This is a genomic window from Mixta tenebrionis, from assembly GCF_006517625.1.
Classification (GTDB): domain Bacteria; phylum Pseudomonadota; class Gammaproteobacteria; order Enterobacterales; family Enterobacteriaceae; genus Mixta; species Mixta tenebrionis.
The window spans coordinates 219,182-243,092 of record NZ_VHQI01000002.1 but is presented as its reverse complement, the minus strand read 5'-3'; the positions used below and the strand labels follow the sequence as shown (position 1 = coordinate 243,092).

Below are 23,911 nucleotides of genomic sequence, written 5' to 3'. Positions count from 1 at the left end.
CATGCTGATACTGCAAGACTGTACCCTGGTCGAACTTTACCCCTCTCGCGTCGAGCGGGGCGTGGATATCGTGATTGACGGCGATAAAATCGTCGCCGTTGGTCAGAGCCTGGCGGGCGAATATCCGGGCGCGCAGATTAAGCCGATGAACGGCAAGCTGGCGATGCCGGGCCTGGTCTGCTCGCATAACCACTTTTACTCCGGGCTGTCGCGCGGGGTGATGGCGCCGATTCCGCCCTGCCCCGATTTTATCTCCACGCTGAAAAACCTCTGGTGGCGGCTCGATCGCGCGCTGGATGAAGAGTCGCTTTATTACAGCGGCGTGATCTGCGCGCTGGAAGCGATCAAAGGCGGCTGTACGGCGGTAATCGATCACCACGCGTCGCCCGCCTTTATTGCCGGTTCGCTGGCGGTGCTGCGCCAGGCCTTCCTCGATGCCGGCCTGCGCGGCATGACCTGCTTCGAAACCACCGATCGCAACGGCGGCCTTGAGGAGCTGAAGGCCGGGGTAGAGGAAAATATCGCCTTCGCCCGGCTGATCGACAAAGAGAAGCAGGCCGATCCGCAAAGCTATCTGGTTGAGGCGCATATCGGCGCCCATGCGCCGTTCACCGTCTCCGACGCCGGGCTGGAGCTGCTGCGCGACGCCATCAGAGAGACCGGACGCGGCCTGCATATCCACGTGGCGGAAGATCGCTACGACGTGGCGCACAGCCATGATAAATACGGCCTCGACCCGCTGCTGCGGCTGGAAAAATTCGGCCTGCTGAACGAGAAGACGCTGATCGCTCACGGCCTGTGGCTCAGCGAGCAGGAGATAGAGTGCCTTAACAGCCACAACGCCTTCCTGGTGCACAACGCCCGCTCCAATATGAACAACCATGTCGGCTATAATCCGCATCTGCCGCAGGTAAAATGGGCGGCGCTGGGCACCGACGGCATCGGCTCCGATATGTTCGAAGAGCTGAAGTTCGCCTGGTTTAAACATCGCGACGCCGGCGGCCCGCTCGGCACCGATCGTTTCCTGCAAATGCTGAATAACGGCAACGAACTGCTGACGCGCAATTTCGGTCAGTCTTTCGGACGGCTGGCGCCCGGCTATACCGCCGATATTACCGTGCTGGATTACGCCGAGCCGACGCCGCTTTGCGCCGACAATCTCGCCGGCCACATGGCCTTCGGCATGAGCAGCGCGGTGGTGGATACGGTGATTGTCGCCGGACGCCGGGTCTATGAAGACCGCGCCTTCGCGCAGCCGATCGCGCCGCTGTATGACAAGGCGCGCGTCGCCGCGAAGAAAATGTGGCAGCGCATGGCCGCGCTCTGAGCCGCACTCTTTACTCATCCCCAATCCTACCGATACCAGAGGCGACTCTGGTATTTTTTTGCCTGTAATTCCCGGATTGAGCCGCGCTCTCTCAAAGTGAGAAAATAGTGCTTTGCTGATAAGCAACTAAATGAGAGCCGACTGCGCCCCGCGCGCCTTTCCTTTTCGCCCCGCTGGATAACCCGTGACCCGTCTCACAGATATGTTGCTGCGCCGCCGCTTTCTTACGCGCCTGGCACGGCTTACGCATAAAAAGAGCGCGCCACAGGCGCTTCATGCTGATGAAGATTGTCAGCCTCAGGGAGGCTTACGCCTTCGAATCGTAGCTCCATGAGGAACGCTGGGAGCCGTAAAGGAGAGATCGCCCCATGAAAGAATCTGCTGTTACCCCTTCACAATCGTTAACCCCGCCTGCGCCAGTTGATGAGATCCTGCCCGTTACGCAGATGTTCATTTATGGCCTGCAGCACGTGCTGGTGATGTATGCGGGCGCCGTCGCCGTGCCGTTGGTGGTCGGCTCCGCTGTCGGTCTGCCTGCGGAACAGATCATTCTGTTAATCAGCGCCGATCTGTTTATCTGTGGTTTCTCGACTATCGCCCAGTCGCTGGGCATTGGACGCTGGATCGGCTGTCGCCTGCCGCTGATTCAGGGCTGTACCTTTGCCGCGCTGGTGCCGATGGTGCTGATTGGCAAAGAGTATGGTCTCGGCGGGATATCGGGCGCGGTGATCGTCGCTGGGATATTCACCCTGATTTGCGCCCCGTGGATCAGCCGCCTGGTGCGTTTCTTTCCCAAGGTGGTCATGGGATCGATCGTCACGCTTATCGGTCTTTCCATTATGCCGGTCGCCGGCAGCTGGATCGGCGGCGGCAACAGCGAGCTGAGCGATTTCGGCAACCTGCTCTCGCTGCTGCTGGCGGCGGTCACCCTGTTTATCATCCTTAATATTTATACCTTCGCTTCCGGGTTGATTAAAAATACCGCGGTTCTGCTTGGGCTGATTGCCGGCTCGCTGATCTGGAGTTTTTTCCGCCCGCTCGATTTCCAGCTGGTGCACGCCACGCCCTGGTTTAATCTGCCGCAGCCGATGCGCTTCGCCACTCCGGAGTTTCATCTGCTGCCGGTGGCGCTGCTTTCGATGGTGATGGTGGTGGTGATGGTGGAAACCATGTCCTCGATGATGGCGACCGGCGATATCGCCGGGAAAAAAGTCGATCCCACCATGCTGCGCAACGGGCTGAACGCCTGCGGTCTGGCAACCACTATTTGCGGCCTGTTTAATCTGTTCCCCTACGCCGCCTTTGCGCAGAACGTCGGCCTGATCGGCATGACCGGCGTACGCAGCCGCTTTGTGGTGGCGGTTTCCGGCATCATTCTGATCCTGATGGGGCTGTTCAGTAAGATGGCCGCGCTGGTAGTGGTGATTCCTAAACCTATCCTTGGCGGCGCAGGCGTAGTAATGTTTGGCATGGTGGCGGTTTCCGGCATTCGTACGCTGGGCCACGTGAACTATCGTAACAATAACAACAGTATGGTAGTCGCCCTGACGCTGGGGCTGGGCCTGATGCCGGTACTGGTGCCGGGGCTGTTCGCCCAGTTCCCGCCGATGATGCAGCTCTTTTTACACAGCGGCATTACCATAGGTACGGTGATTGCGATTCTGGCCAACCTGACGCTGAACGGCGCGAAAAGCGTGAAGCCCGCCTGCACCACCTGCGAGCAGCCGGGACCAGATCCGCTGCCGTCCAATACCGCCGCGCGCGAAGTCGCGGTCAGAACGGTGCGGATGTGGCTGCTGCTGCGTAAGGTGCAAAAACAGCAGATACAGGAGGAGTAAGCGTATGTATCCCCGTCTGTTGCGTTGGCTCTGCCGCCTGTTAGCGCCGATCGCCATCCTGCTGGTTTTCGCCACGCTTTCAGAGGCGATGCGGCTGGGTATCGAGAGCCGCTTTCAATACCTGTTGCTGTTGATGTAAGCAAGACGCCGACCGATGCCGTACCGCAGGATAGCTGACGCATCGGCCGTTTAACCACAGTACCTGACACCTTTCCACACGTCAGGGGGAGTGAACATAATGAAAAAAGTAATGACCGTCTGTCCCTATTGCGCCTCAGGCTGCAAGCTGAGGCTGCTGGTTGAAGATAACCGCGTCGTCGGCGCGGAGCCCGCAGCAGGAAAAAATAATCAGGGAACGCTCTGCCTGAAAGGCTACTACGGCTGGGACTTTTTGAACGATACCCAGCTGCTGACGCCGCGCCTGACCACGCCGATGATTCGCCGCCAGCGCGACGGCCAGCTGGAGCCGGTAAGCTGGGAGCACGCGCTGGATTACGTGGCGCAACGGCTGAGCGCCATCAAAGAGAAGTATGGCTCCGACGCCATTATGACCACCGGCTCCTCGCGCGGCACGGGTAATGAAACCAACTATGTGATGCAAAAATTCGCCCGCGCGGTGCTGGGAACGAACAACGTCGATTGTTGCGCACGCGTTTGACACGGCCCTTCGGTTGCAGGTCTGCACCAGTCGGTCGGTAATGGCGCGATGAGTAACTCCATTACGGAAATGGAAGACACAGATTTACTGTTTATTTTTGGCTACAACCCGGCGGATTCCCATCCGATCGTCGCCAATCGCATACTGCGGGCGAAACAGAAAGGCGCGAAGATCATCGTCTGCGATCCGCGGCGTATTGAAACCGCGCGCGTCGCCGATATGCATATCCAGCTGAAAAACGGTTCGAATATCGCGTTGCTTAACGCCATCGGCCACGTGATTATTGAGGAGAAACTGCATAACACCAGTTTTATCAACTCACGAACCGAAGGCTTTGCAGCGTACCGTGACATCGTGGCGAACTACACGCCGGAATCGGTCAGCGACATTACCGGAGTCAGCGCCGCGGATATCCGCCGCGCCGCGCGCCTGTACGCCGGCGCCCGCACCGCCACCATCCTGTGGGGCATGGGCGTCACGCAGTTCTATCAGGGCGTGGAGACGGTGCGCTCTCTCACCAGCCTAGCGCTGCTGACCGGGCACCTGGGTAAATATGCCACCGGCGTCAACCCGGTACGCGGGCAGAATAACGTGCAGGGCGCCTGTGATATGGGGGCGTTGCCGGATACCTTCCCCGGCTACCAGACGGTGACCGATGCGAAGCACCGGAAAAAATTCGCCAAAGCATGGGGCGTGCCTTCGCTGCCGGAAAAACCGGGCTATCGCATCAGCGAGCTGCCCCATCGGGTAGCGCACGGCGAGGTGCGGGCGGCCTGGATTATGGGTGAAGATCCGCTGCAGACCGATGCGGAACTCTCTGCGGTGCGCCAGGCGTTTACCGATATGGAGCTGGTGATCGTGCAGGACATCTTTATGACCAAAACCGCGGCGGCGGCGGACGTGATTCTGCCCTCCACCTCGTGGGGCGAGCATGAAGGCGTCTATACCGCAGCGGACCGCGGCTTCCAGCGCTTCTTTAAGGCAGTGGAGCCAAAGTGGGATCTGAAGACCGACTGGCAGATTATCGGAGAAGTCGCCACCCGCATGGGCTATCCGATGCACTACGACAACACCCAGCAGATCTGGGACGAGCTGCGCGGCCTCTGCCCGATTTTCAAAGGCGCCACCTACGAGAAAATGGGCGAGCTGGGCTACGTGCAGTGGCCATGCCGCGACGAGTCGCCGGAGGATACCGGCACGCAGTGGCTGTACGGGGAGAAATTCGACCGCCCCAACGGGCTGGGCGCCTTCTTCACCTGCGACTGGCAGCCGCCGCAGGATCGCCTCAGCGAGGAGTATCCGCTGGTGCTCTCCACGGTGCGCGAGGTAGGCCACTACAGCGGCCGCTCCATGACCGGCAACTGTAGCGCGCTGACCACGCTGGCCGATGAGCCAGGCTACGTGCAGATCAACAGCCAGGATGCGCAACAGCTCGGCATCGGCAACCAGCAGCTGGTGTGGATCAGATCGCGCGCGGGCCGGGTTATCGCGCGCGCGCTGGTAAACGATCGCCCGAACAAAGGGGCGATCTATATGACCTACCAGTGGTGGATCGGCGCCTGTAATGAGCTGGTCAGCGAGAATCTCAGCCCGATCACGCGCACGCCGGAGTTCAAGTATTGCGCAGTGCGTCTTGAGCCGATAGCGGACCAGGCGGCAGCGGAGCGTTACGTAGCGGAGGAATACCACAAGTTGAAAACGCACCTGCGTGACAGCGCGCTGGTAGAGAGCGTGAAGTAATAAAGCCCCGCCGTAGCGGCTGCGTTACGGCGGGCTCGTTTTACCTCTGGTTTACGGCGGCGTTTATCGCCGCGCTCCCCGTTAACGGCGGCGGGATCCCCCTGCCGCCAGATCGCTGTTAGCCCTGCTCAGCCATGTTTTACGCCAAAGCGAATGCCATATTTGCGCACTTTGTACTGCAGCGTGGTGCGTGAGATATTCAGGCTGCGCGCGGCGGCGGCGATATTGCCCTGATAGCTATCCAGCGCCGCCTCAATCAGGCTTTTTTCATACTGCGCCACGCGCGCTTCCAGCGAGCCTTTCGCTTCGTAAATAGCCGAGGCGGGCGGGCCGCCTGCCGCCGGCTCGTCGGCGCGCAGATCGAACCCGCTGTCCTCCTCGAAAACGATGGTTTTCAGCGGGCCATCCTCCTCCTGCATCACCATGCTGCGCACGATAGCGTTCTCCAGCATCCTGACGTTGCCGGGCCAGGGATGATTGACCAGCGCCAGCCGGGCCTTTTCGCTCAGGCCGTAGATCTCCTGCGGCACATCGTTGCGGTATTTATCGATAAAGTAGTTCGCCAGCAGCGGAATATCCTGCGGGCGCTTGCTGAGCGGCGGCAGCGTCAGCATTCCCACGCTCAGGCGGTAGAAGAGATCGGCGCGCAGCCGCCCTTTCTGGATCAGTTCAAACGGCGCCTCGTTCATGGCCGCCACGATACGCACGTCGGAGCGCTGCTGCTGCTGGCCGCCCAGCTTCCAGAAGGTTTTATCCTGCAGAAAACGCAGCAGCTTGCTCTGCATCTCCATCGGCATGGCGTTCAACTCATCAAGAAACAGCGTGCCGCCGTTCGCCAGCTCCAGATAGCCCTGGCTGTTCTCCGCGCCGGTAAAGGCGCCGCGCACGCTGCCGAACAGGGTGCTTTCAATCAGCGTCGGCGGCAGCGCGCCGCAGTTCAGGGCGATAAAGGGCTTATCGGCGCGCGGGCTGTACTGATGGATCAGCCGTGAGAACAGCTCTTTACCGGTGCCGGTTTCGCCGACGATGGTAACCGGAATGGCGCTGGCCGCCATGCGCTTGCCCTTTTCGATATTGCTGAGCATCTCCGGGTTTTCAGTAACGATGGCGTGATGCTTCTCATGGCGATCGGCATACAGCAGGCTGTTCAGCTCAACCACCTGCTGCTGCAGGCGCCGCACGCCGGACATATCCCTGCCGATTTCGATCACCCCCACCATCTCGCCCCGGCTGCTGTAGAGCGGCGCCGTTGAGTGCTGATAATCAACCGCCTGTCCGCGCGCGTTGTAATAAATTTGATAGTGGCCAATAAACTCTTCGCCGTTTTTCAGCGAAGAGAGCATGGTGCTCTGCGACTCTTTCATGGTGGGATAGACATCCAGCAGATGTTTCCCCATCGCCCGCTCGATGGTATAGCCATCAAGATCGGCGCTCTCCTGGTTGTAATAAACGTATTCGCCGCGTTCATTAATCACCGCCAGCGGCTGATGAATCAGATCGAAAAAGCGCGAAAACATCTTCAGCGCGGCGGCCAGTTCCCGGTTGGTGGATGCCATAACATCATCCTGCGTTTTGCCTGTTGAAACGCCATTATATCGGTGACGAATTTTCGTCATTATGATGAATAGCAAACTAACTGGCAAAAATTATTGCGGCGTAAAATTTTCAACTTATTGATTTTTAATAACTAAATACCTGGTACGTTTGTTGCCATATATCCTCTGAAAACCAATGAATGCTTACAACAAACTTATATGCAGAGGGTGTTATGTCTGATTCCATTCTTCAAAATTATAACCAGTTGCGTACCCGGACGATTACCAACGATCGTCGCTTCCAGCAGCGTGACGGCCGTCTCTGTTTCGAAGGCGTCGATCTCGATGCGCTGGCGCGCCGCTACCCGACGCCGTTCTATGTCTTCTCTGAAGCGGAAATCGTCCGCAATATTCAGGAGATCCAGCAGGCATTCGCCGCCCATAAAAACACCAAAACCTTTTTTGCCTCTAAAACCTGCTCCGTAATGAGCGTGTTGCAGGCGATTCGCGACGCCGGCATCTGCGCCGAAGCCAACTCTCAGTATGAAGTGCGTAAATGCCTGGAGATCGGCTTCCGCGGCGATCAGATCGTGTTCAACGGCGTGGTAAAAAAACCGGCCGATCTGGAATACGCCATCGCTAACGATCTCTACCTGATCAACGTCGACAGCCTGTACGAGCTGGATCATATCGATCGCATCTCCCGCAAGCTGAAAAAAACCGCCAACGTCTGCGTGCGCGTTGAGCCGAACGTGCCTTCTGCAACCCACGCGGAACTGGTAACCGCTTTCCACGCCAAATCTGGTCTGGATCTGGAGCAGGCGGAAGAGACCTGCCGTCGCATTCTGGAAATGCCTTACGTACACCTGCGCGGCCTGCATATGCACGTGGGCGATCAGGTGCCGGAATCAGAACCTTTCGCCAAAGCGACCAAAGTGCTGGTGGACGAATCCCGTCGCCTGGAAGAGGTGCTGGGCATTAAGTTCGATCTCATCAACGTCGGCGGCGGTATTCCGGTGCCTTATAAATATGACGAAGAGAACGGCGATCCGCTGCAGGACAATATGTATGCCGGTATTACCGCCCAGGATTTCGCTGATGCGGTGATTGCTGAAGTACACAAATGGCGTACCGATATTGAGATCTGCATCGAGCCGGGCCGTAAGGTGACCGGTTCCGCCGCGGTGCTGCTGACCGAAGTCTCCTGTGAAAAACGCAAAACCAACTACGACCTGGACGGCAACGTCGAGTGCCACGTGGAGTGGAAATTCGTTGATGCCGGCTACAGCGTGCTCTCCGACAGCCAGCATTTCGACTGGTTCTTCTATGTCTACAACGCCTCGCGCATTACCGAACAGCATGACGCCTGGATCAAACTGGCCGGCCCGCTGTGCGACGGCGGCGACTATTTCCACGTCGGCGTAAAAGGCGAAGAGTTCCTGATGCCGCAGACTACCCAGGTCGGCGATATCGTCGCCTTCCTTGATGCCGGCGCCTACACCATCGAAAGCCAGACCGTGTATAACAACCGCCCGCGCACCGCGGTGGTAATGATTGATAAAGACGGCAAAGACCGCCTGATCCGTCGCGAAGATACCTATCAGGATATGGTCGGCTACGACATCTATTAAGTATCCGTTTCTGCGGCCTTCACCGGCGCGGCGGACTATCACGCCGCCCGGTTTTTCTGGCCGTTTAAGGTGGGCAGCGATGCCCCGGCATAGTTAACAGGAGATAGCCATGAGTAGTAATAATTCTGGCTTACTGGGCATTAAAGACATTGTATTTATGAATGTCATTGCCATTCTGAGTTTGCGACAGATCCCCAACGTCGCGCCCTATGGCGCATCCGCCATGCTGCTGTGGCTTATTGCGGCCTTCTGCCTGTTTTTCCCGCTGGCGATGGTCTGCGGCGAGCTTTCTACCGGCTGGCCCAAAGACGGCGGCATTTTTGTCTGGATTAAAGAGGCGTTCGGCAAGCGTATCGCCTGGATCGTGGTGGTCTGCTTTCTTTTTTCCTGCGTGCTGTTCTTTCCGCTGATGCTGCAGTTCGGCTTTACCGCGCTGGGCTATATGTTCGGCGGCGGGCTGGCGGAAAATAAAGCCTTTATCGGCATTGGCTCGGCGGTGATTTTCTGGCTGCTGACGCTGATGAATATCCGCGGCATGGAGTGGACCAAAATTATCAACAGCGTCAGCGCCTGGTGCGGGGTATTTATTCCTTCCGCCATTCTGATTCTGCTGGCGATCGTCTGGCTGGCTACCGGTCATAAAATGCAGACCGACTACAGCACGGCGCAGAACTGGATCCCGGATCTCAGCCACTGGGATACCATCGTTTTCCTCTCCAGCATGATGTTCGCCTTTGCCGGCCTGGAAGTGGCGCCGATGATCGCCGGACGCACCCGCAATCCGCAGCGTGATTTTCCGCGCGCGATGGCGGTTTCCGCCGCGGTTATCGTCGGGATTTATATGATCGGCAGCTGGGCGCTGAATACCCTGCTGCCCGCCGGCGAAACCGATATTGTCGCCGGGGTGATGCAGGCGATGCAGGCCGCTGCCGCAACCATGCATATGCCGTGGCTGATTCCGGTGATGGCGATCTGCATGTTCTTTGGCGCGCTGGGGCAAATTAACTCCTGGCTGGTTGGCCCGATCTATATGCTGCAGGAAGCGTCACGCGAAGATAATCTGCTGGGCGAGCGCATCGGACGACTGCATCCCACCTGGAAAACGCCCGCTTTCGCGCTGACCGTGCAGGCGATTATCGTTACCGTACTCTGCTTCTCTACCTTTATTTCGCCCAGCGTGGCCGCCGCCTACTGGATGCTGACCGCGCTGACTACCGTTACCTACTTCATCCCTTATCTGGTGATGTTCCCGGCCTTCTGGCGCCTGCGTAAAACGCAGCCCGATACGCCACGCAGCTTCAAAATCCCCGGCGCCATTCTGCCTGCGGTGCTGCCGGCGCTGGGCTTCCTGTCTATCGCCTTCGCCGTCGCGCTGCTGTTTATTCCGCCTTCCCAGATCGATATGGGCGGCTACTTCCAGTACGCCGGCAAAATTATCGGCGGCGCGCTGCTGGCGATTATCGTAGCCGAATGGATTTATCACCGGGCGCAGAAACGCAATGCCCGCCTGGGCGTTGAGGGAGGAAAATAAGATGTATATGCCGGTTCTGGAAATTGATTTACGCAGGCTGGAAGAGAACGCCCGTACCGAGAAGGCGCTGCTGGCAAGCAGCGGCATCGAGGTGATGGCGGTGAATAAGGTATTCGACGGCTGTGTTGAAACCGCGCAGGCGGTTTTCGACGGCGGCATTCAGGTAATCGCCGAATCACGCACCTATAACCTGAAAAAGATTCGTCATATCGGCTGCACTACCTGCCTGCTGCGCAGCCCCTGCCTGAGCGAAATCGAAGAGGTGGTGCGCTACGCCGATATCAGCCTGAACAGCGATGCCACGGTGCTGCGCGCTCTGTCGCAGGAGGCGCAGAAACAGGGGAAAACGCATCAGGTGCTGCTGATGGTGGATATGGGCGATCTGCGCGAGGGCATCTGGTTTAGCGACTACGCGACTATCCTCGCCGCCATTAACCTGATTAAATCGCTGCCCGGCCTCGATCTTTATGGCCTCGGCACTAACTTCAACTGCTACGGCACCGTGCTGCCGACGGTGAAAAACGGCGACGATTTTCTCGCGCTGGCGGCACGGCTGGAAGCGGACAGCGGCGTAGCCATCCGCCGTCTTTCCGCCGGCAACTGCACCAGCTATCACCTGCTGGATAAGGGCATCTGGCCGCAGGGGCTGAACCATCTGCGTATCGGCGGGCTACACGAGTTCGGCATCGAGTATGTGGAGATGAAGTACCTGGACGAGTTTCATCATTCACAGAAACCGGTCGATAAAGCCTGCTCCGATATGTACATCCTGGAAGCGGAAATTATCGAGCTGAACAGCAAACCAACGGTGCCGGTCGGCGAGCTGGGCGTCGATGCGTTCCTGCAAAGCAAAACCTTTGTCGATAACGGCGTGCGCAGACGCGCGCTGCTGGCCTTCGGGCGTCAGGACGTGCCTTCCGATAACTGCGTGCCCTGCGATGACGCCATCCAGATCCTGGGACAGACCAGCGATCACACGCTGGTGGATATCGAAGCGTGCCGGCAGCCGCTGAAGGTGGGCGACAAGATACGCTTTGAGCTTGACTATACCGGCCTGCTGATGGCCTGTCAGACCAAAGGTATCGCCATGCGTTTTAAACGTTAAGCCTCTCGCCGCGGGGCAGCGCTTCGCGGCGATATCATTACCTGAAGGGACCTGCTTATGAGCACCCTGCTGGCGCCGCCGGAGCACACCGGCGGCCTGCAACGCAATCTGAAGAAACGCCATCTGCTGATGATGTCGCTGGGCGGGACCATCGGCACCGGGTTATTTATCGGCATTGCCGAACCGCTGTATCGCGTCGGCCCCGTCGGCACGCTGCTCGCCTATCTGTTTGCCGGCTCGGTGATGCTGGCGACCATGATGTGCCTGGGCGAGCTTTCATGCGCGTTTCCCCATTCGGGATCGTTTCAACACTATGCGCTGAAGCTGCTGCCGCACCCGCTCTGGAGCTACACTATCGGCTGGCTCTACTGGCTGAGCTGGGTATTTTCGCTGGCGGCCGACCTGACCGCCGCCGGTTTTATCGCCCATCACGCTTTCCCCTCCCTGCCCGTTCATATACTGTCGCTGATAATTCTCGCCACGCTGACCCTGATTAATCTCGCCTCGGCCAAAAGCTTTGGCGAGTGCGAATACTGGCTGTCGGCGATTAAGGTTTTCGCTATCGTGCTGTTTATCGGCGCAGGCGGCATGATGATCTATTCGCTGATGCAGCATACCGGCTGGCAGCCGACGCTAAACAGCGAGAGCGCCTGGCTTCCGGCGGACCGCTGGCAAATTCTCATCTGCATGACCATCGTAATTTACTCTTTTCAGGGGGTGGAGCTGGTAGGCAACGCCGCCGGCGAGACCGCCTCGCCGCAGACCATTTTGCCAAAGGTGATCCTCGGCATCGGCCTGCGGATTATTCTTTTTTACGGCCTGGCGATCGGCGTGCTGGCGCTGGTTTATCCTTTGCATCAGGCGCCGAATGGACAAAGCCCTTTCGTCTGGGTTTTTTCCCACGTCGGCCTGCCGGGCGCCGATGTGCTGATGACGCTGGTGATTTTCTCCGCGGCGGTTTCGGCGGCCAATTCAGCGATTTACGCCAGCTCGCGCCTGCTGTGGTCAATGGCGGGCGATCGCTTCGCTCCGGCGTCGTTTAACAACGTCAGCGCCAACGGCGTGCCGGTACGCGCCATTTTGCTGACGGCGGCGCTGGCGCTGGTGTCGATGCTCTCCCGCTATATTCCGGCGCAGCGCTTTTACCTCTATTTAATCGCCAGCACCGGCCAGGTCGGCTGCCTGGCCTGGATCACCATCGGCTGGTGTCAGTATCGTTTTCGCCAGGCGGTTAACCGCGGTCGCTATCCACGCAGCCTGCTGCGCTACACTTCGCCGCTGTTTCCCTGGACGGCGTGGCTGGTGATTATCGCCAATACGGCGATCGTTATCGGCACCTGGTTCAGCGAGCGCGGCGCGCTGATGCTGCTGATCGAAACGCTGCTGATGCTGCTGATTATCGCTTCGTGGTTCTGCTTCCGCCCGGATTTGAAAAGCAACGGATAAAACTACGCCAGCTTCAGCCGCGCTTTCAGCTCGCTGACCAGCGCGGCGTCATCCAGTTCAGCGCTGATTTCATGGCGAATGGCGAAGTTAAACGCCTCGCCTTGCTGGCAGGCGCGGCTATAGCTATGGGAGAGCCAGTTCCAGCTGCCGAGTACGATGTAGCGCCCATCGATCATTAACACTTTTTCATGGGTGCCTTCCGGCAGGCGGATAACATTCTCCTTACCCAGCCTTTCCCTGTATTCCGCCACCAGCGATTCGTCATTATCGCCTGGGCGTTCGAAGCGCTGATGGTAATAGCCATAACAGACTTTCACCCTGACGCCGCGCTGCTGCGTCGCCACCAGCTGCGCCAGCTCGGAACGCTGGTATTCGTTACCGCTACGTCTGATCCAGGGAGTAATGATAATCAGCTCGTTTTCACTCTGCGCCGCCAGCGCGCCGAAGGCGGCAATATGCTCGCAGTCGCGATAATAGCGCTGTAAGCGCGGCGTCTGGCTCAGGCTATCAAACTGCGGATGCTGGCTGCCCTGCTCCAGGAAAAAATCATCCGCCACGCTATCGGCAAGCGTTTTAAGGAACCCGCCCGCCTGCCGCAGACGATGATAATTGCCCACCACAATAAACTGCTGCTTAGCCCGCGAAACCACCACGTTGAGCATATTCGGCACCGTGTTTTGAAAGCTTGCGCTGTCAAGCGGATGGAAAATAACCGGGCTGTAAATAATGACCTCAAAGCCCACGCCCTGGAACTGGTGCACGGTGCCGATACAGTTTTTCTGTTGGTGATTCATGCGCCCGGCCAGGCGTTTAATCAGCAGCGCTTTTTGATTAGCGTAAGGCGTCACGATGCCGACATCCGCGCTCAGGTTGTAACCCGCCTCCTCCAGCTTATCCAGCAGCTGTTCGATCGCCTCAACCTCATCAAGATTGGTATTAACCACATCGCCTTTGCGCCCTTCCACGCTGTAGAACATCAGATGATGGCCGCCTGATTTTTCAAAGGCGCGGGCAATTCGCTCATCAGGCGCCGCCGTTTCCACCGTAACGCCGCGATAGCCGGCCAGACGGATAAACAGGTCGGCAATCGGCTTCTGGCAGCGTCGGTGCTCATCGAGAATAATGCCGTTGCCGATCTCATCCGGCCTGCCCGTCAGCGTGCCGGCAGCCCGATGCCAGCCGGTAACGGTGGCGGGAGAGACGCGTTCATACAGCGCGTCATCATCGGCGAAGTAGCGCGCGTGCAGCCTTATCTGCACGCTCTCCGACAGGTTGCGAATCGGTTCGATCTGCAGGGGATCGCCGACGATCATCGCTTTTTCACTGCGGCTTAATAAGGGCACCAGCGATTCCACCGAGATCATGCCGGCTTCATCGCACAGCGCCAGACGCCAGGGCTTATGGCCCTTAAGCTCTTCCAGCTTACGGTAGCCCGCCATCTTCCAGGCGGAAACCAGCGTCGTCGCCATCACCGGATAGACCAGCGACAGCGCCCGATAAAATTCATCCAGCTTAGCCAGCCAGCTGTGGTAGCCCGCGCTGCGCCGCCCGCTTACCAGCGCCCGCCAGTGGGTGACGACCTCTTCCAGTTCGGTTTTGCGCTTTAGCTGCTCCTGCCACAGATAGCCGATAGCGGCCTCAAACATTTCGCGATGCTGGCTGATAAAACGCTTGCGCAGAATGTCGCACCAGCTGCCTTCCGGATAGCGCTGCTGATGGCTGGCTACCGTGCGTTGCGCATAGGCGATCTTATGCCGCAGCGCCTGCAGCATGGCCGCTTCTCTGACCAGATCCGGCAAATATTCATCTTCCTGGGTATCGCTTGCAGGCTGCATAAGCAGTTTCAGCAGCTGCAGGTTATCGTCTTGCCGGGAGAGCCGCTCTGCGGCATCCGCCAGAGCGGCAAGCTGAGAATGAGTAAGCTGATTGAGTTTGAAATAGAGAAAATCTTCCGGCACGGCGGCCTGCATCTGCTGTAAGCGATCCCGGTATTTTTCTTCAAACATGCGCGCCAGATAGCGCCTGATGCCGCTACGCGGATAATCGCGGTAGTGCAGCTCAAGCGCCGGGCTTAAAGGCGAGGCCAGCCAGCGGAAAATCTGCTCCAGATTATGCGGCTGCGGCCAGGTTGCCTGCAGGGTTTGCCAGATTTTTTCCGCCTGCCGACGCTGCGTTTTTTCCTGCTGCCTGGCCTGCAAACGCTGCTGCAGCTGGCGGGCCAGCGCATCAATATCGCCCGCGCTGTCGGGGGAAAGCTCAATGTTCCGCCGCGCTATGCCGGCGGCGAACCCGGCAACCTTATCAGCGAAACGCTGGGGAAGTTCTTCAACCCTGGCGGTATTCAGCCCGCAATCAACAATGCTCTGTTGCGCAACCGCCTTCCCTTCGCGGTAGGCCTGATAGCAGCTATCCAGCGTATTACGATGCAGCAGCAAAACCGTTAAGTCGCGCTGCTGCGCCTTTTCGTCGTAATCCTCCTGCCGCCAGCGGCTGATAAGCTGTTCCAGCCGCCCGAATTCATTCTGTACCTGTTCCTTAGAGCCGCCGTGGAACCAGAGCCAGTCCAGCTTTTGCGTAAGCGGATCGTTACGCAGATCGTCGATAATGTTTTCAACCGCTTTGATTGCGGTGGAGGTGACCAGCATGCCGAAATTGTCATCTTTACCCGCAGCGATAGCGAGCGCGCGGGCAACCAGCTGCTGGGCAATCAACGATTTAAACAGCGTCGTTTTGCCGGTGCCGGGCGCGCCCTGCACCGCAATCAGGCGCTGCTGCTGGTTAATCGCCTGGATGGCCGCCATCTGTCCATGCCCAAGCGGGTAGTGCGTTTCAAACAGCCCGCCGGTAACAATTTCAGCCTGTTCGGCAACGCTATTTTCATTGTGAGCCTGATTAAGGTATTGCTCCAGCAGGGGAAAGCGATCTTCGGCATGCCTGCACAGCCAGTCATAATCCTCCGCATCACGTTTCAGCTGGTAATCTTCATTATGCAACGGCGCAACCAGGGCGTTAAAGGCGGTTTCCAGTGGCCGCTGTTTGCCGCCCGTTCGCTTACCAATCCACGTCTGCAGCCCGGCGAACGCCTGCAGGAAGGTGTCATATTTTTCTCCGGTCAGCGCGCTGACGATGCTCATCATATGACGGTTTTCGCCCAGCTCGGCCAGCTGAATGCCAAAGACTTCCCGAAAAGCGAACGGCAAAGCGCTAATCTGCTGGCCGTCTTTCACCGGCAGCAGCAAAGAAGGCTGCCCCTGCATAAAAAACGCTTTAGGCAGGGGAAAAGAGAACAGCGGCAGATATTTCACAATATCTTTGCCGCGTTCCTGTTCAACGCAGCGTATCAGCGGAAAGAGTAAATTAACCGGTTTAATCTGCGTTATTTTTCCTTCGTCGTCATATTTTACGAACTGCTTGCGCCAGCTATGATAAACCTGCGACGGAATGGCAAGCTGCACGCCGTTTGGCATCTCCTGGCAGTTATTCCCGCTCAATACCAGCTGATGATCCTCATGTACCTGGCTGGCCGATATTTTACTTTTTTCTGCGCCGCTACATTTCAGATAATCTTGCCATGCGGTAAGGATTTTTTTCGAACTCTTTTTCATTATTGAGGGTAAGCCTTATCGTTCCAGAGGATTTCGCAACAGAAATAGAAAGAATAATATCGCCACGCAGTTATTTACTTTCGGTTCCGCAATTATGTTCGTTATTTTAATTTCTGTTTTATTGGTCAACCCGTTAAAAATAAAGCAATTGCCGCTCCCTTTTCCACTTTTCGGCATAAAGTTAACTCAGGAACAAATTAAATATTTATCAGCAGCGCTGGCTGGCAATAAATTTTTACGAGGCATGCCAGGGACGCAGCATGGTTGCTAAAGCTGCTGGCGGGATAATGAAAATAACGGGGAAGGAAATTGCGAACCGGCGGCGGCTTGCGCTCCTGAGCAAAAGCCGAAGCGCCTGAGATCATCTGTTGAAAAAATCGCAGTACAGGTAGCGTACCGCCCGGCTGATAGCGGACAAATAAGGGCTAAACAGCCCTTAACTGTTACAGAGTGCCGGAAATATCGCTAAGCGCCGTCACATGTCGGTAGCGCGCCGGATTAGCCTGTTCGGCGGCCAGTGAAGCAAAATGCGCCGCGCCGCAGCGGATTTTGGCGGCCTCTTCCTCTCTTAAACCGAAGTGCGCACTCTTGGTTTCAGCGACGAAGTAAAGCTGCTCTTCATTATCATGCTCAATAACTAACGCCCAGTCGGGGTTATAGCTGCCAAGCGGCGTCGGAATTTTAAACCAGCCGGGAAGCTTCACATACACCCTGACCTCATCCTGACGATCCAGCGCGCGGGCGAACCGCTCTTCCGTCTCAGAATCCTTCGGCACATATTCATACAGGGACTTTTCTGAGGTTTTCAGCAGGTTGCGCGCGTAGCCGGTAAGCTCTTTATCGGTAAATAAACGCTGCGCCCAGGCTTCTCCCGGCAACGGGTAATATTTAATTCCCTCCACCATCGCCAGCCGCCTGCAGTAATTAATCCGCCCGATCGCTTCGCTGATAAACTGCTGCGGATTTTTAGCAAAGTCGGCCAGCCGCCCGCTGTTTTTCAGGATAACGCCCAGGCTGCGCCGCGTTAAACCGGTTTTCTCCTGCAGCACGCCAAGAATATCGGGCAGCGGCAGCGCTGTTGTTTCCACCAGCCCGTTGGTGGCGCCGTTAGCCTGGGCGGCAACCTCCAGGCCAGCCTGGGTTTGCGTCAGGATCGCTTTGCTGAAGCTGACCATCGCTTTTGCTGGCGGCGGCATCTCCGCCAGCGATGCGGTGCAGGCCGCGATCAGCTTATGTTCGTCAAACGCCAGGCAATAGCGCGTTTTCTGGCAGATACGCTGCCACAGCGCGGTAAATTCCGGGCTGTCGATCACGGCCTGCCGATATTTGATCGCAACGCGCTCGTCGGCGTTATGAATGGTTAACCGGCCCGCCGATTTGCGCAGAATCCCTGCAATCTGTTGCCGCAAAGCAGCATACCGTTCCGTTACGCACAACGTATCTTCGCGCAGCGCAGACTTTAAGGCTGCGGTGATGCGCCCCGATTTATCAAGATAGCCTTGCGCCAGCAGCCCGTTCCATATCTCCTCTGACGCGCCGCCGCCGATCGCCCCGGCCGCCTCATCGGATATCAGCAGATGGGCAAACGCATCCTTTTCGACGACGCCGAAACGGATCCCCGTTTCGTTCTCAATTTCGAGCTGTAAACGTTCGGCGTAGGCCTGGTAATTTTCACCGGCGATCACGGTCAGAACGTTAATATTCTCATCGCGCACGCGTTCGCCCTGCTGGTTAACGCATAAACGCAGGCCGCGCCCTAAAGTCTGGCGGCGCTCGCGCTCGCTGCCCATTTCACGCAGGCTGCAAATCTGGAAGACGTTGGGATTATCCCAGCCCTCTTTCAACGCGGAATGGGAAAAAATAAACCTTACCGGGCTGGAGAAGCTCAGCAGCTTTTCCTTGTTCTTCATAATAAGGTTATAACCGCGCTCCGCATTTTCGCGTCCGGCATTATTACTTTCGCTGGTTTCCGCCCAGGCGCCCTTTTTATCCACGGAGAAGTAGCCATCATGCACATCCTGCGCCAGCGGCGGATGAGTGGAAGCCAGCGCCTGGTAAGCCGGACTTTTTATCGCCTTCAGGTATTCCTCTTCGAATATACGCGCGTACTCGCCCGGCACGCGCGCGCCATCCTCGCCCGGCTGCCGATAGAGATCGACCTTATCAATAAAGAATAGCGTCAGAACCTTAATTTGCTGGCCGTTAAGGCGCAGCTCTTTATCCAGATGTTCACGAATGGTGCGGCGAATCATATGACGTTGGATCAACAGCGGATTAATATCGCCGACCACATCGCCGCTTTTTAAATAGTAAATCTCCGCCGGCGTTTCCAGCGTCATAAAACCGGCTTTACCGGCGCGAATCTCGCCAATGCGAAACCCCTGATAGATATCCCGCCCGGTTTCGCTGGCCAGCGAAGTGCCGTCATAAACCGTTATTTCAGTACGCTTAACCGCCTCTTTTTTATCCGCCCTGTCAACCAGCACGGTAGCGCTAATCTGGTTTTTCCTGCTGTTAATGCTAACCAGTTTTACGTAAGGGCTGTTGCTGGCGTTCTGCACCTCAAGACCGGCGATTTCAATCTGTTTTACCAGCTTCTGGTTATAAGCATCGATGGCGTCCAGACGATAAACCATATGATGCTTATGGATATGAGTCGCGGAATAGCGCAGGGTAAATAGCGGATGCATTGCGTCCAGCGCCGTTTTTCCCGCGCCGTTCAGGCCGCCATCCACGCTTTGCGGTTCATCCACGATAATCACCGGGCGCGTCGCTCTGATAAGATCGATCGGCTTATCCAGCTCGTCAACGGTGGTTTTTTCGCTGGACTGATAGAGCTTATTTACATCCTTTTTATTTATTGCGCCAACGGTCATCACCATAATCTGCATAACCGAACTGGTGGCGAAATTACGCACGTCAGCCGGCTTTGCCGAATCATAGAGATAATATTCACAGGGCACGCCGCCATACAGGTTTTTAAAATGTTCCCTGGTAATCTGCAGCGTTTTATACACCCCTTCTTTAATGGCGACGGAGGGCACCACGATAATAAACTTGCTCATGCCGAAGCGTTTATTCAGCTCCATGATGGTGCGCAGATAAACGTAGGTTTTACCCGTACCGGTTTCCATCTCAACGGTAAAATCATGACTATCCAGCGACGGCGATGGCGGAAGCTGATTACGCAGCTGCACCCTGTTCAGGTTGTTCAGCAGCATCGCATCGGGCGGAATGGGCGGGTTAACGGGCATGGAGCCGGCGGCGCCCTCAAACGCCAGCGCTCCCTGCGCCGGCGCCAGCACGGTGGTTTCGCTTTCCCACTTTTCCAGGCCGGTAAACAGATCGCAGACGGACGCTATCGCCTCCTGCTGATAAGCGAGGTCAGATTCAAAATGTAATTTCATAGTAAGCTCTTACAGACTGTGCAGGTTGGTCAGCCCCTGCTGTTCCAGCGCGGCGCAAAGATTGATTTTGGCGACGTTATCTTCAAAGGCCTCATCAAGGAAATAGCAGACCGTATCTTTAGCCGCGTGCAGCTCGCGCTGCCAGCTGATAATCCCCTGCGCCAGCTCTTCCACCGACGAGGCCGGGATGGTTTTAGCAAAGCAGGTAAAGAGTTTGCCGTTATCGGCGCAGGAAACCGTTAAGCCGGCAAACTGCCGCTGCTCAACGTTGACGCTGAGATCGATACCGCGCTTAAGCAGCAGCTCGGTCAGCAGGTCATCCTCGCTACGATCGTTGAGGATCGGGCTGATATGCGCCTCCAGCTCCTGTAATAACGAATCAGCCGAGGCCTGCCAGGGACGAATGTTAGAGCTGTCCAGCCTGAACACGCGGAACCCGGTATCGCCCTGCCATTCGGGATTTTCCTGACGCAGCTTTTTCCCCGCCCGACGCAGGCGCTCTTTGGTTAGCTCGGAAATTTTCGCCGGCACGCCCAGCTGTTTGCAGTAGTCGAACGCCGTTTTTTGCTCTTTATTACTTTCAATTAAAGGCTCAGGCAGCTGTACCAGAATAAAGCGACGCGATTTCAGCTCGCCGGCGCAGGCTTTCATTACGGCATGGCCCGTGGTGCCGGAACCGGCAAAGAAATCCATAATCAGATCGCCCTCGTTGGTCATATTTTTAATAAAAAATTCAATAAGGGAGACCGGCTTGGGATAGGGAAACACCTGAGATTCGAAAAGGGCCCTGATATCTTTGGAGCCATGTTCCGTTCTTCCCACCTCTTTTTCCGGCAGATAAGTCGAGACGGACATTTTCAGGCTGTCAGCGCCATATTTTTTCATGGCTTTTTCTTTATCTTCGCGTTCGAAAACGCGGAAGGCGGGCCGCGATAATTTCAGAAAATCGTAATCGCCGGGGAAAACAATTTTCCCCAAGGCTAAATATCCAGGGAGGGTATCTGGCGTAACCGACCAGGTGCGGGTGGCGCTGGCTGGATATCGATCGCCGTTTTTCGGGTTGACGATAGTGAAATAGGAATTAGGGCGCTGCTCTCTGGTGGTATTTTTAGTTAAATCCTGCAGGCGCCATCTGTCTGCGAAATCATCGGACTGATAATATTTCCTTTCGCCCTCTCTGCCGGCGATAAAGCCTTTATTGGCGAAGGCGATAATCCATTCCACATCGTTAGAGACGCCGTAGGGCACGTCGGCTTTTGCCGTCCTCGAACGCCAGGGGAAGATCCCGACAAAGCACTCCTCGCCGAAGATTTCATTTAATATCAGCCTGAGGTTAGAGGCTTCGACATCATCAAGGCTGACTAACATCACGCCGTCATGGCTTAAAAGGTTTTTAGCCAGCTTTAAACGCGGATAGATCATATTTAACCAGTCGGTGTGATAGCGCCCGCTGGTTTCGGCATTAGTGCTAAGACGGGCGCCGCCTTCCGACTGCCCGGTTAATTCGAGGTAATTTTTTATATTGTCCTGGAAATCATCGGGGTAGACGAAATCTTTACCGGTATTATAGGGCGGATCGATAAAGATGAGTTTGACCTCTCCCGCGTAGCTTTTTTGCAGAAGCTTCAACACCTCAAGATTGTCGCCCTCAATCATGATGTTTTGCGTGGTGTCCCAGTCAACGCTGTCAGCCTTACAGGGGCGTAACGTACCGCGTGAAGGCGTCAGGGCAAGCTGCCGCGCCCGGCGTTTACCGTGCCAGTTCAGGCCATAGCGCTCTTCTTTGTCGCTGACGTTATCACCTAAAAGCTGTTGCAAAACCTCAAAGTCAATTTGATTATCGGTAAAAGCTTCAGGAATTATATTTTTGATTTTTTCCAGCGTTTCATCGGTTAAATTTATTGACTGTAGCTCAGGCATGTCAGGTGATATTTTTTTCATAGGAATATTCCGCTATTAACCGCTAACTGTGAACACCAGATTCACGACCCTCTCTTTTACCATGAATATTATTTTTTTTCAATTGTTATTATTTTTAAAACGCAGTTTATTACGCCGCCGGGGGAAAATTAATGGCTGCCATCAGCTTTTTTCGGCGTTAATAAGCAATAAAAACCGATTTCATTCACCAAACCTGACAAAGCGCCACAATATTGGAAAAACGCTGTGAGTTTAATAAACCTCTCTCTTAGCAGGTTAAACTGGCGACAATAATCGCAGAACACCCCGTTAAGTTAAATGTACTAAAAGGCTATTCATCGACCTTGCGCTTTGCAGCGAGAGAGCAGGAACTTCTCTTCTTTCATGATTATAGGTGGTAAATTTAGTAAAATCATTTTTACCAAACCAGCCAATAATCGCCGCCTGCTTCAGGCTGGGAACCGTTACCCGGTTCTGGTTATTTCCATTAGGATCAATGGTTAACCAAAAATAGACCTGTATATTAACGGCTGTAAGCTCGCTTTTCTTGGTTGCCAGTTTGAAGTTATTGATGATGTTCGTTAAATCATATTTTGCCGAAAGCGACGATTTAACCGAGCAGTAAATATCCTCGCCGTGTTTATTTTTAACTAAAATATCGTGACCGCGATCCGGCCCCTGAGATCCCTTATCAACGGTTGATACCGCAAATTTTTGCTGTGTGTGCAGCCATTTTATTACCATCTTTTCGGCGACTTCTCCCATCAGGATATTATTAAATCGCTCAAGGATATCACGCTTATGTAAATCTGCCCTGTCCCGGATATGAAAACAGATATCTTTGGCGTTATTGACGCACGCTGCAAATTCGTCCGTGTTCAAATTAACATAAACAACATCGTGTTCAGTAATCATAATAAATTAAGCTCATTAAAAATGATTAAGGTAATGTTTAAGGCAGTTATTTAACCGGTGCCTGTTCACTTTTTATACTGAAAATTTTTGTTAGTTATAGCATGCCAGTAGCAGCCAGCTAATGCCGCTGAAACAGCAGAAACTACAACAGGAACAGGCCTTCCTGCCTTTTTCCCGCTTAGCCACGGCTACCGCACCAACCATGTTTAGCGCCGGTTTGTTAAGCTCTGCGTTATGCAGCAAAGCACATGATAACAGCAACATGCAACCCATGAAATGGGCTGTACAGCAGTGAATATCAGCAAATACGCCATACCATAGCCATCGTCTATCGCGTTATCCGCATGAACGAAAAAAATATTTTACTCGCCCAGCCAGGTACTGTTCATCAACTACATCGTAGGTAGAAACTTCCCATCTATTTTCGCGATCCACTTAGTAACGTCATCATACAAAACAAACAGTACCTGATACTTAATTAAATAAATAATCTCAGCTATCAAATCACTTGCCATTTTTACTGTTCTTATGTTTATTAAGTTTATAAAAAAGGCATTATTACAGCTAGCTGAGAGTCAATCTGAACAACCCGTTAATTTAAAATTTTCCCGCTTCCAGTCTGAGATTATATTAGCGACGGTAGCGAATAAAGAGCCGCTAAATCAGGAAAAAATAACTTATGTTCCTCATGCAAGTTGGTTTGCGCTTTATCGGTACGACGGCATAATTAACGATCATACATGGATTGACATATATGCGTCGGGGAGCATTCAGACTGCATCCAGGAACAATATCAGAGGAGCGTATCATCCTTGCTCACGTTACCGATTTTATGGCTATTCGTAATGCCTTACTGCGTACCCGCTCTATTTCTGTCCGAAACAGTGATTTACAAGCCTACGGCACGACTGATGTTATCCACGCAGGAGCCAAAAATTACTTATGAAATCACCGCTACGGATGATACTGAAAGCCCTGTTATTTTTCGCCATCTTCATAGTATGTGCGTTTCTCATTCCCTATGGCTGGGCTGTTGATCGGCTTACCGGTGAGATGAACCTTGATACGGCAATAAATCTGTCGCGAATATTATTAGGGGAAGATTACCCGGAACCTTATGATCTTATTGATAGCCTGGTGAAAATGGGACTTAATATTCTGGTCACTGTTGTTGTTTAATGGATTATTACGAAAGGAATTAAATGCAGGAAATTATAATTAACACTCGCTCACAGATAACGAAATAAACTCAG

Annotated in this window: 14 protein-coding genes; 9 read left to right on the top strand and 5 right to left on the bottom strand. The window is 55.1% G+C overall.

The window, feature by feature from the left end; all coding sequences use genetic code 11:
- The first annotated feature begins 1 nt into the window (after window position 1).
- From ssnA to fdhF, 4 genes are all read left to right on the top strand, one after another.
- A complete protein-coding gene (ssnA, locus tag FKM52_RS04015; protein WP_141174906.1) occupies window positions 2-1,327 on the top strand; it encodes a putative aminohydrolase SsnA in 1,326 nt (441 codons plus the stop codon).
- A gap of 368 nt (window positions 1,328-1,695) precedes the next feature.
- A complete protein-coding gene (locus FKM52_RS04010) occupies window positions 1,696-3,165 on the top strand; it encodes a nucleobase:cation symporter-2 family protein (RefSeq protein WP_141174905.1) in 1,470 nt (489 codons plus the stop codon).
- Window positions 3,166-3,169: 4 nt separating this feature from the next.
- Entirely contained in the window at window positions 3,170-3,304 is a 135-nt protein-coding gene (locus FKM52_RS22070; RefSeq protein WP_281284965.1) for a hypothetical protein, read from the top strand.
- Between the two features lie 99 nt (window positions 3,305-3,403).
- The gene (gene fdhF, locus FKM52_RS04005; RefSeq protein WP_141174904.1) at window positions 3,404-5,563 is read left to right on the top strand and encodes a formate dehydrogenase subunit alpha; all 2,160 of its coding nucleotides are present in this window, start codon (window positions 3,404-3,406) and stop codon (window positions 5,561-5,563) included.
- Window positions 5,564-5,691: 128 nt separating this feature from the next.
- On the opposite strand, the gene FKM52_RS04000 is transcribed toward fdhF, so the two are convergent.
- Window positions 5,692-7,119: a sigma-54 interaction domain-containing protein gene (locus tag FKM52_RS04000; protein WP_141174903.1), complete on the bottom strand. Its 1,428-nt coding sequence runs from the start codon at window positions 7,117-7,119 to the stop codon at window positions 5,692-5,694.
- Between the two features lie 212 nt (window positions 7,120-7,331).
- Here FKM52_RS04000 and dokD point away from each other — a divergent pair, with 212 nt between their 5' ends.
- The 4 genes from dokD to FKM52_RS03980 all read left to right on the top strand — a co-directional run bounded on the left by dokD (window position 7,332) and on the right by FKM52_RS03980 (window position 12,811).
- Window positions 7,332-8,729 (top strand): ornithine/lysine decarboxylase DokD, encoded by a 1,398-nt coding sequence (dokD, locus tag FKM52_RS03995; protein ID WP_141174902.1) that lies wholly within the window; start codon window positions 7,332-7,334, stop codon window positions 8,727-8,729.
- Between the two features lie 109 nt (window positions 8,730-8,838).
- The gene (locus FKM52_RS03990; protein WP_141174901.1) at window positions 8,839-10,260 is read left to right on the top strand and encodes an APC family permease; all 1,422 of its coding nucleotides are present in this window, start codon (window positions 8,839-8,841) and stop codon (window positions 10,258-10,260) included.
- Window position 10,261: 1 nt separating this feature from the next.
- Window positions 10,262-11,365 (top strand): alanine/ornithine racemase family PLP-dependent enzyme, encoded by a 1,104-nt coding sequence (locus FKM52_RS03985; protein ID WP_141174900.1) that lies wholly within the window; start codon window positions 10,262-10,264, stop codon window positions 11,363-11,365.
- Between the two features lie 57 nt (window positions 11,366-11,422).
- The gene (locus tag FKM52_RS03980) at window positions 11,423-12,811 is read left to right on the top strand and encodes an amino acid permease (RefSeq protein ID WP_141174899.1); all 1,389 of its coding nucleotides are present in this window, start codon (window positions 11,423-11,425) and stop codon (window positions 12,809-12,811) included.
- 2 nt (window positions 12,812-12,813) lie between these two features.
- Here FKM52_RS03980 and FKM52_RS03975 read toward each other — a convergent pair whose 3' ends face one another.
- The 4 genes from FKM52_RS03975 to FKM52_RS03960 form a co-directional block, all read right to left on the bottom strand.
- The gene (locus tag FKM52_RS03975) at window positions 12,814-16,416 is read right to left on the bottom strand and encodes an AAA domain-containing protein (RefSeq protein WP_141174898.1); all 3,603 of its coding nucleotides are present in this window, start codon (window positions 16,414-16,416) and stop codon (window positions 12,814-12,816) included.
- Between the two features lie 443 nt (window positions 16,417-16,859).
- Window positions 16,860-19,823 (bottom strand): type III restriction-modification system endonuclease, encoded by a 2,964-nt coding sequence (locus FKM52_RS03970; protein WP_141174897.1) that lies wholly within the window; start codon window positions 19,821-19,823, stop codon window positions 16,860-16,862.
- Between the two features lie 9 nt (window positions 19,824-19,832).
- Window positions 19,833-21,764 (bottom strand): site-specific DNA-methyltransferase, encoded by a 1,932-nt coding sequence (locus FKM52_RS03965; protein ID WP_141174896.1) that lies wholly within the window; start codon window positions 21,762-21,764, stop codon window positions 19,833-19,835.
- A gap of 288 nt (window positions 21,765-22,052) precedes the next feature.
- The gene (locus FKM52_RS03960; RefSeq protein WP_141174895.1) at window positions 22,053-22,658 is read right to left on the bottom strand and encodes a hypothetical protein; all 606 of its coding nucleotides are present in this window, start codon (window positions 22,656-22,658) and stop codon (window positions 22,053-22,055) included.
- Window positions 22,659-23,600: 942 nt separating this feature from the next.
- Between FKM52_RS03960 and FKM52_RS03955 the strand changes: the two genes are divergently transcribed.
- Window positions 23,601-23,837, top strand: a complete 237-nt coding sequence (locus FKM52_RS03955) for a hypothetical protein (protein WP_141174894.1) — start codon at window positions 23,601-23,603, stop codon at window positions 23,835-23,837.
- Window positions 23,838-23,911: the final 74 nt, after the last annotated feature.

Bases quoted from the DNA above. Each gene is read 5' to 3' on its own strand.
- FKM52_RS03985 (WP_141174900.1), top strand. From the start codon at position 10,262: ATGTATATGCCGGTTCTGGAAATTGATTTACGCAGGCTGGAAGAGAAC.
- FKM52_RS04010 (WP_141174905.1), top strand. From the start codon at position 1,696: ATGAAAGAATCTGCTGTTACCCCTTCACAATCGTTAACCCCGCCTGCG.
- FKM52_RS03965 (WP_141174896.1), bottom strand. From the start codon at position 21,764: ATGAAAAAAATATCACCTGACATGCCTGAGCTACAGTCAATAAATTTA.
- FKM52_RS03980 (WP_141174899.1), top strand. From the start codon at position 11,423: ATGAGCACCCTGCTGGCGCCGCCGGAGCACACCGGCGGCCTGCAACGC.
- dokD (WP_141174902.1), top strand. From the start codon at position 7,332: ATGTCTGATTCCATTCTTCAAAATTATAACCAGTTGCGTACCCGGACG.
- FKM52_RS03970 (WP_141174897.1), bottom strand. From the start codon at position 19,823: ATGAAATTACATTTTGAATCTGACCTCGCTTATCAGCAGGAGGCGATA.
- ssnA (WP_141174906.1), top strand. From the start codon at position 2: ATGCTGATACTGCAAGACTGTACCCTGGTCGAACTTTACCCCTCTCGC.
- FKM52_RS03960 (WP_141174895.1), bottom strand. From the start codon at position 22,658: ATGATTACTGAACACGATGTTGTTTATGTTAATTTGAACACGGACGAA.
- FKM52_RS03975 (WP_141174898.1), bottom strand. From the start codon at position 16,416: ATGAAAAAGAGTTCGAAAAAAATCCTTACCGCATGGCAAGATTATCTG.
- FKM52_RS03990 (WP_141174901.1), top strand. From the start codon at position 8,839: ATGAGTAGTAATAATTCTGGCTTACTGGGCATTAAAGACATTGTATTT.
- FKM52_RS22070 (WP_281284965.1), top strand. From the start codon at position 3,170: ATGTATCCCCGTCTGTTGCGTTGGCTCTGCCGCCTGTTAGCGCCGATC.
- FKM52_RS04000 (WP_141174903.1), bottom strand. From the start codon at position 7,119: ATGGCATCCACCAACCGGGAACTGGCCGCCGCGCTGAAGATGTTTTCG.
- FKM52_RS03955 (WP_141174894.1), top strand. From the start codon at position 23,601: ATGAAATCACCGCTACGGATGATACTGAAAGCCCTGTTATTTTTCGCC.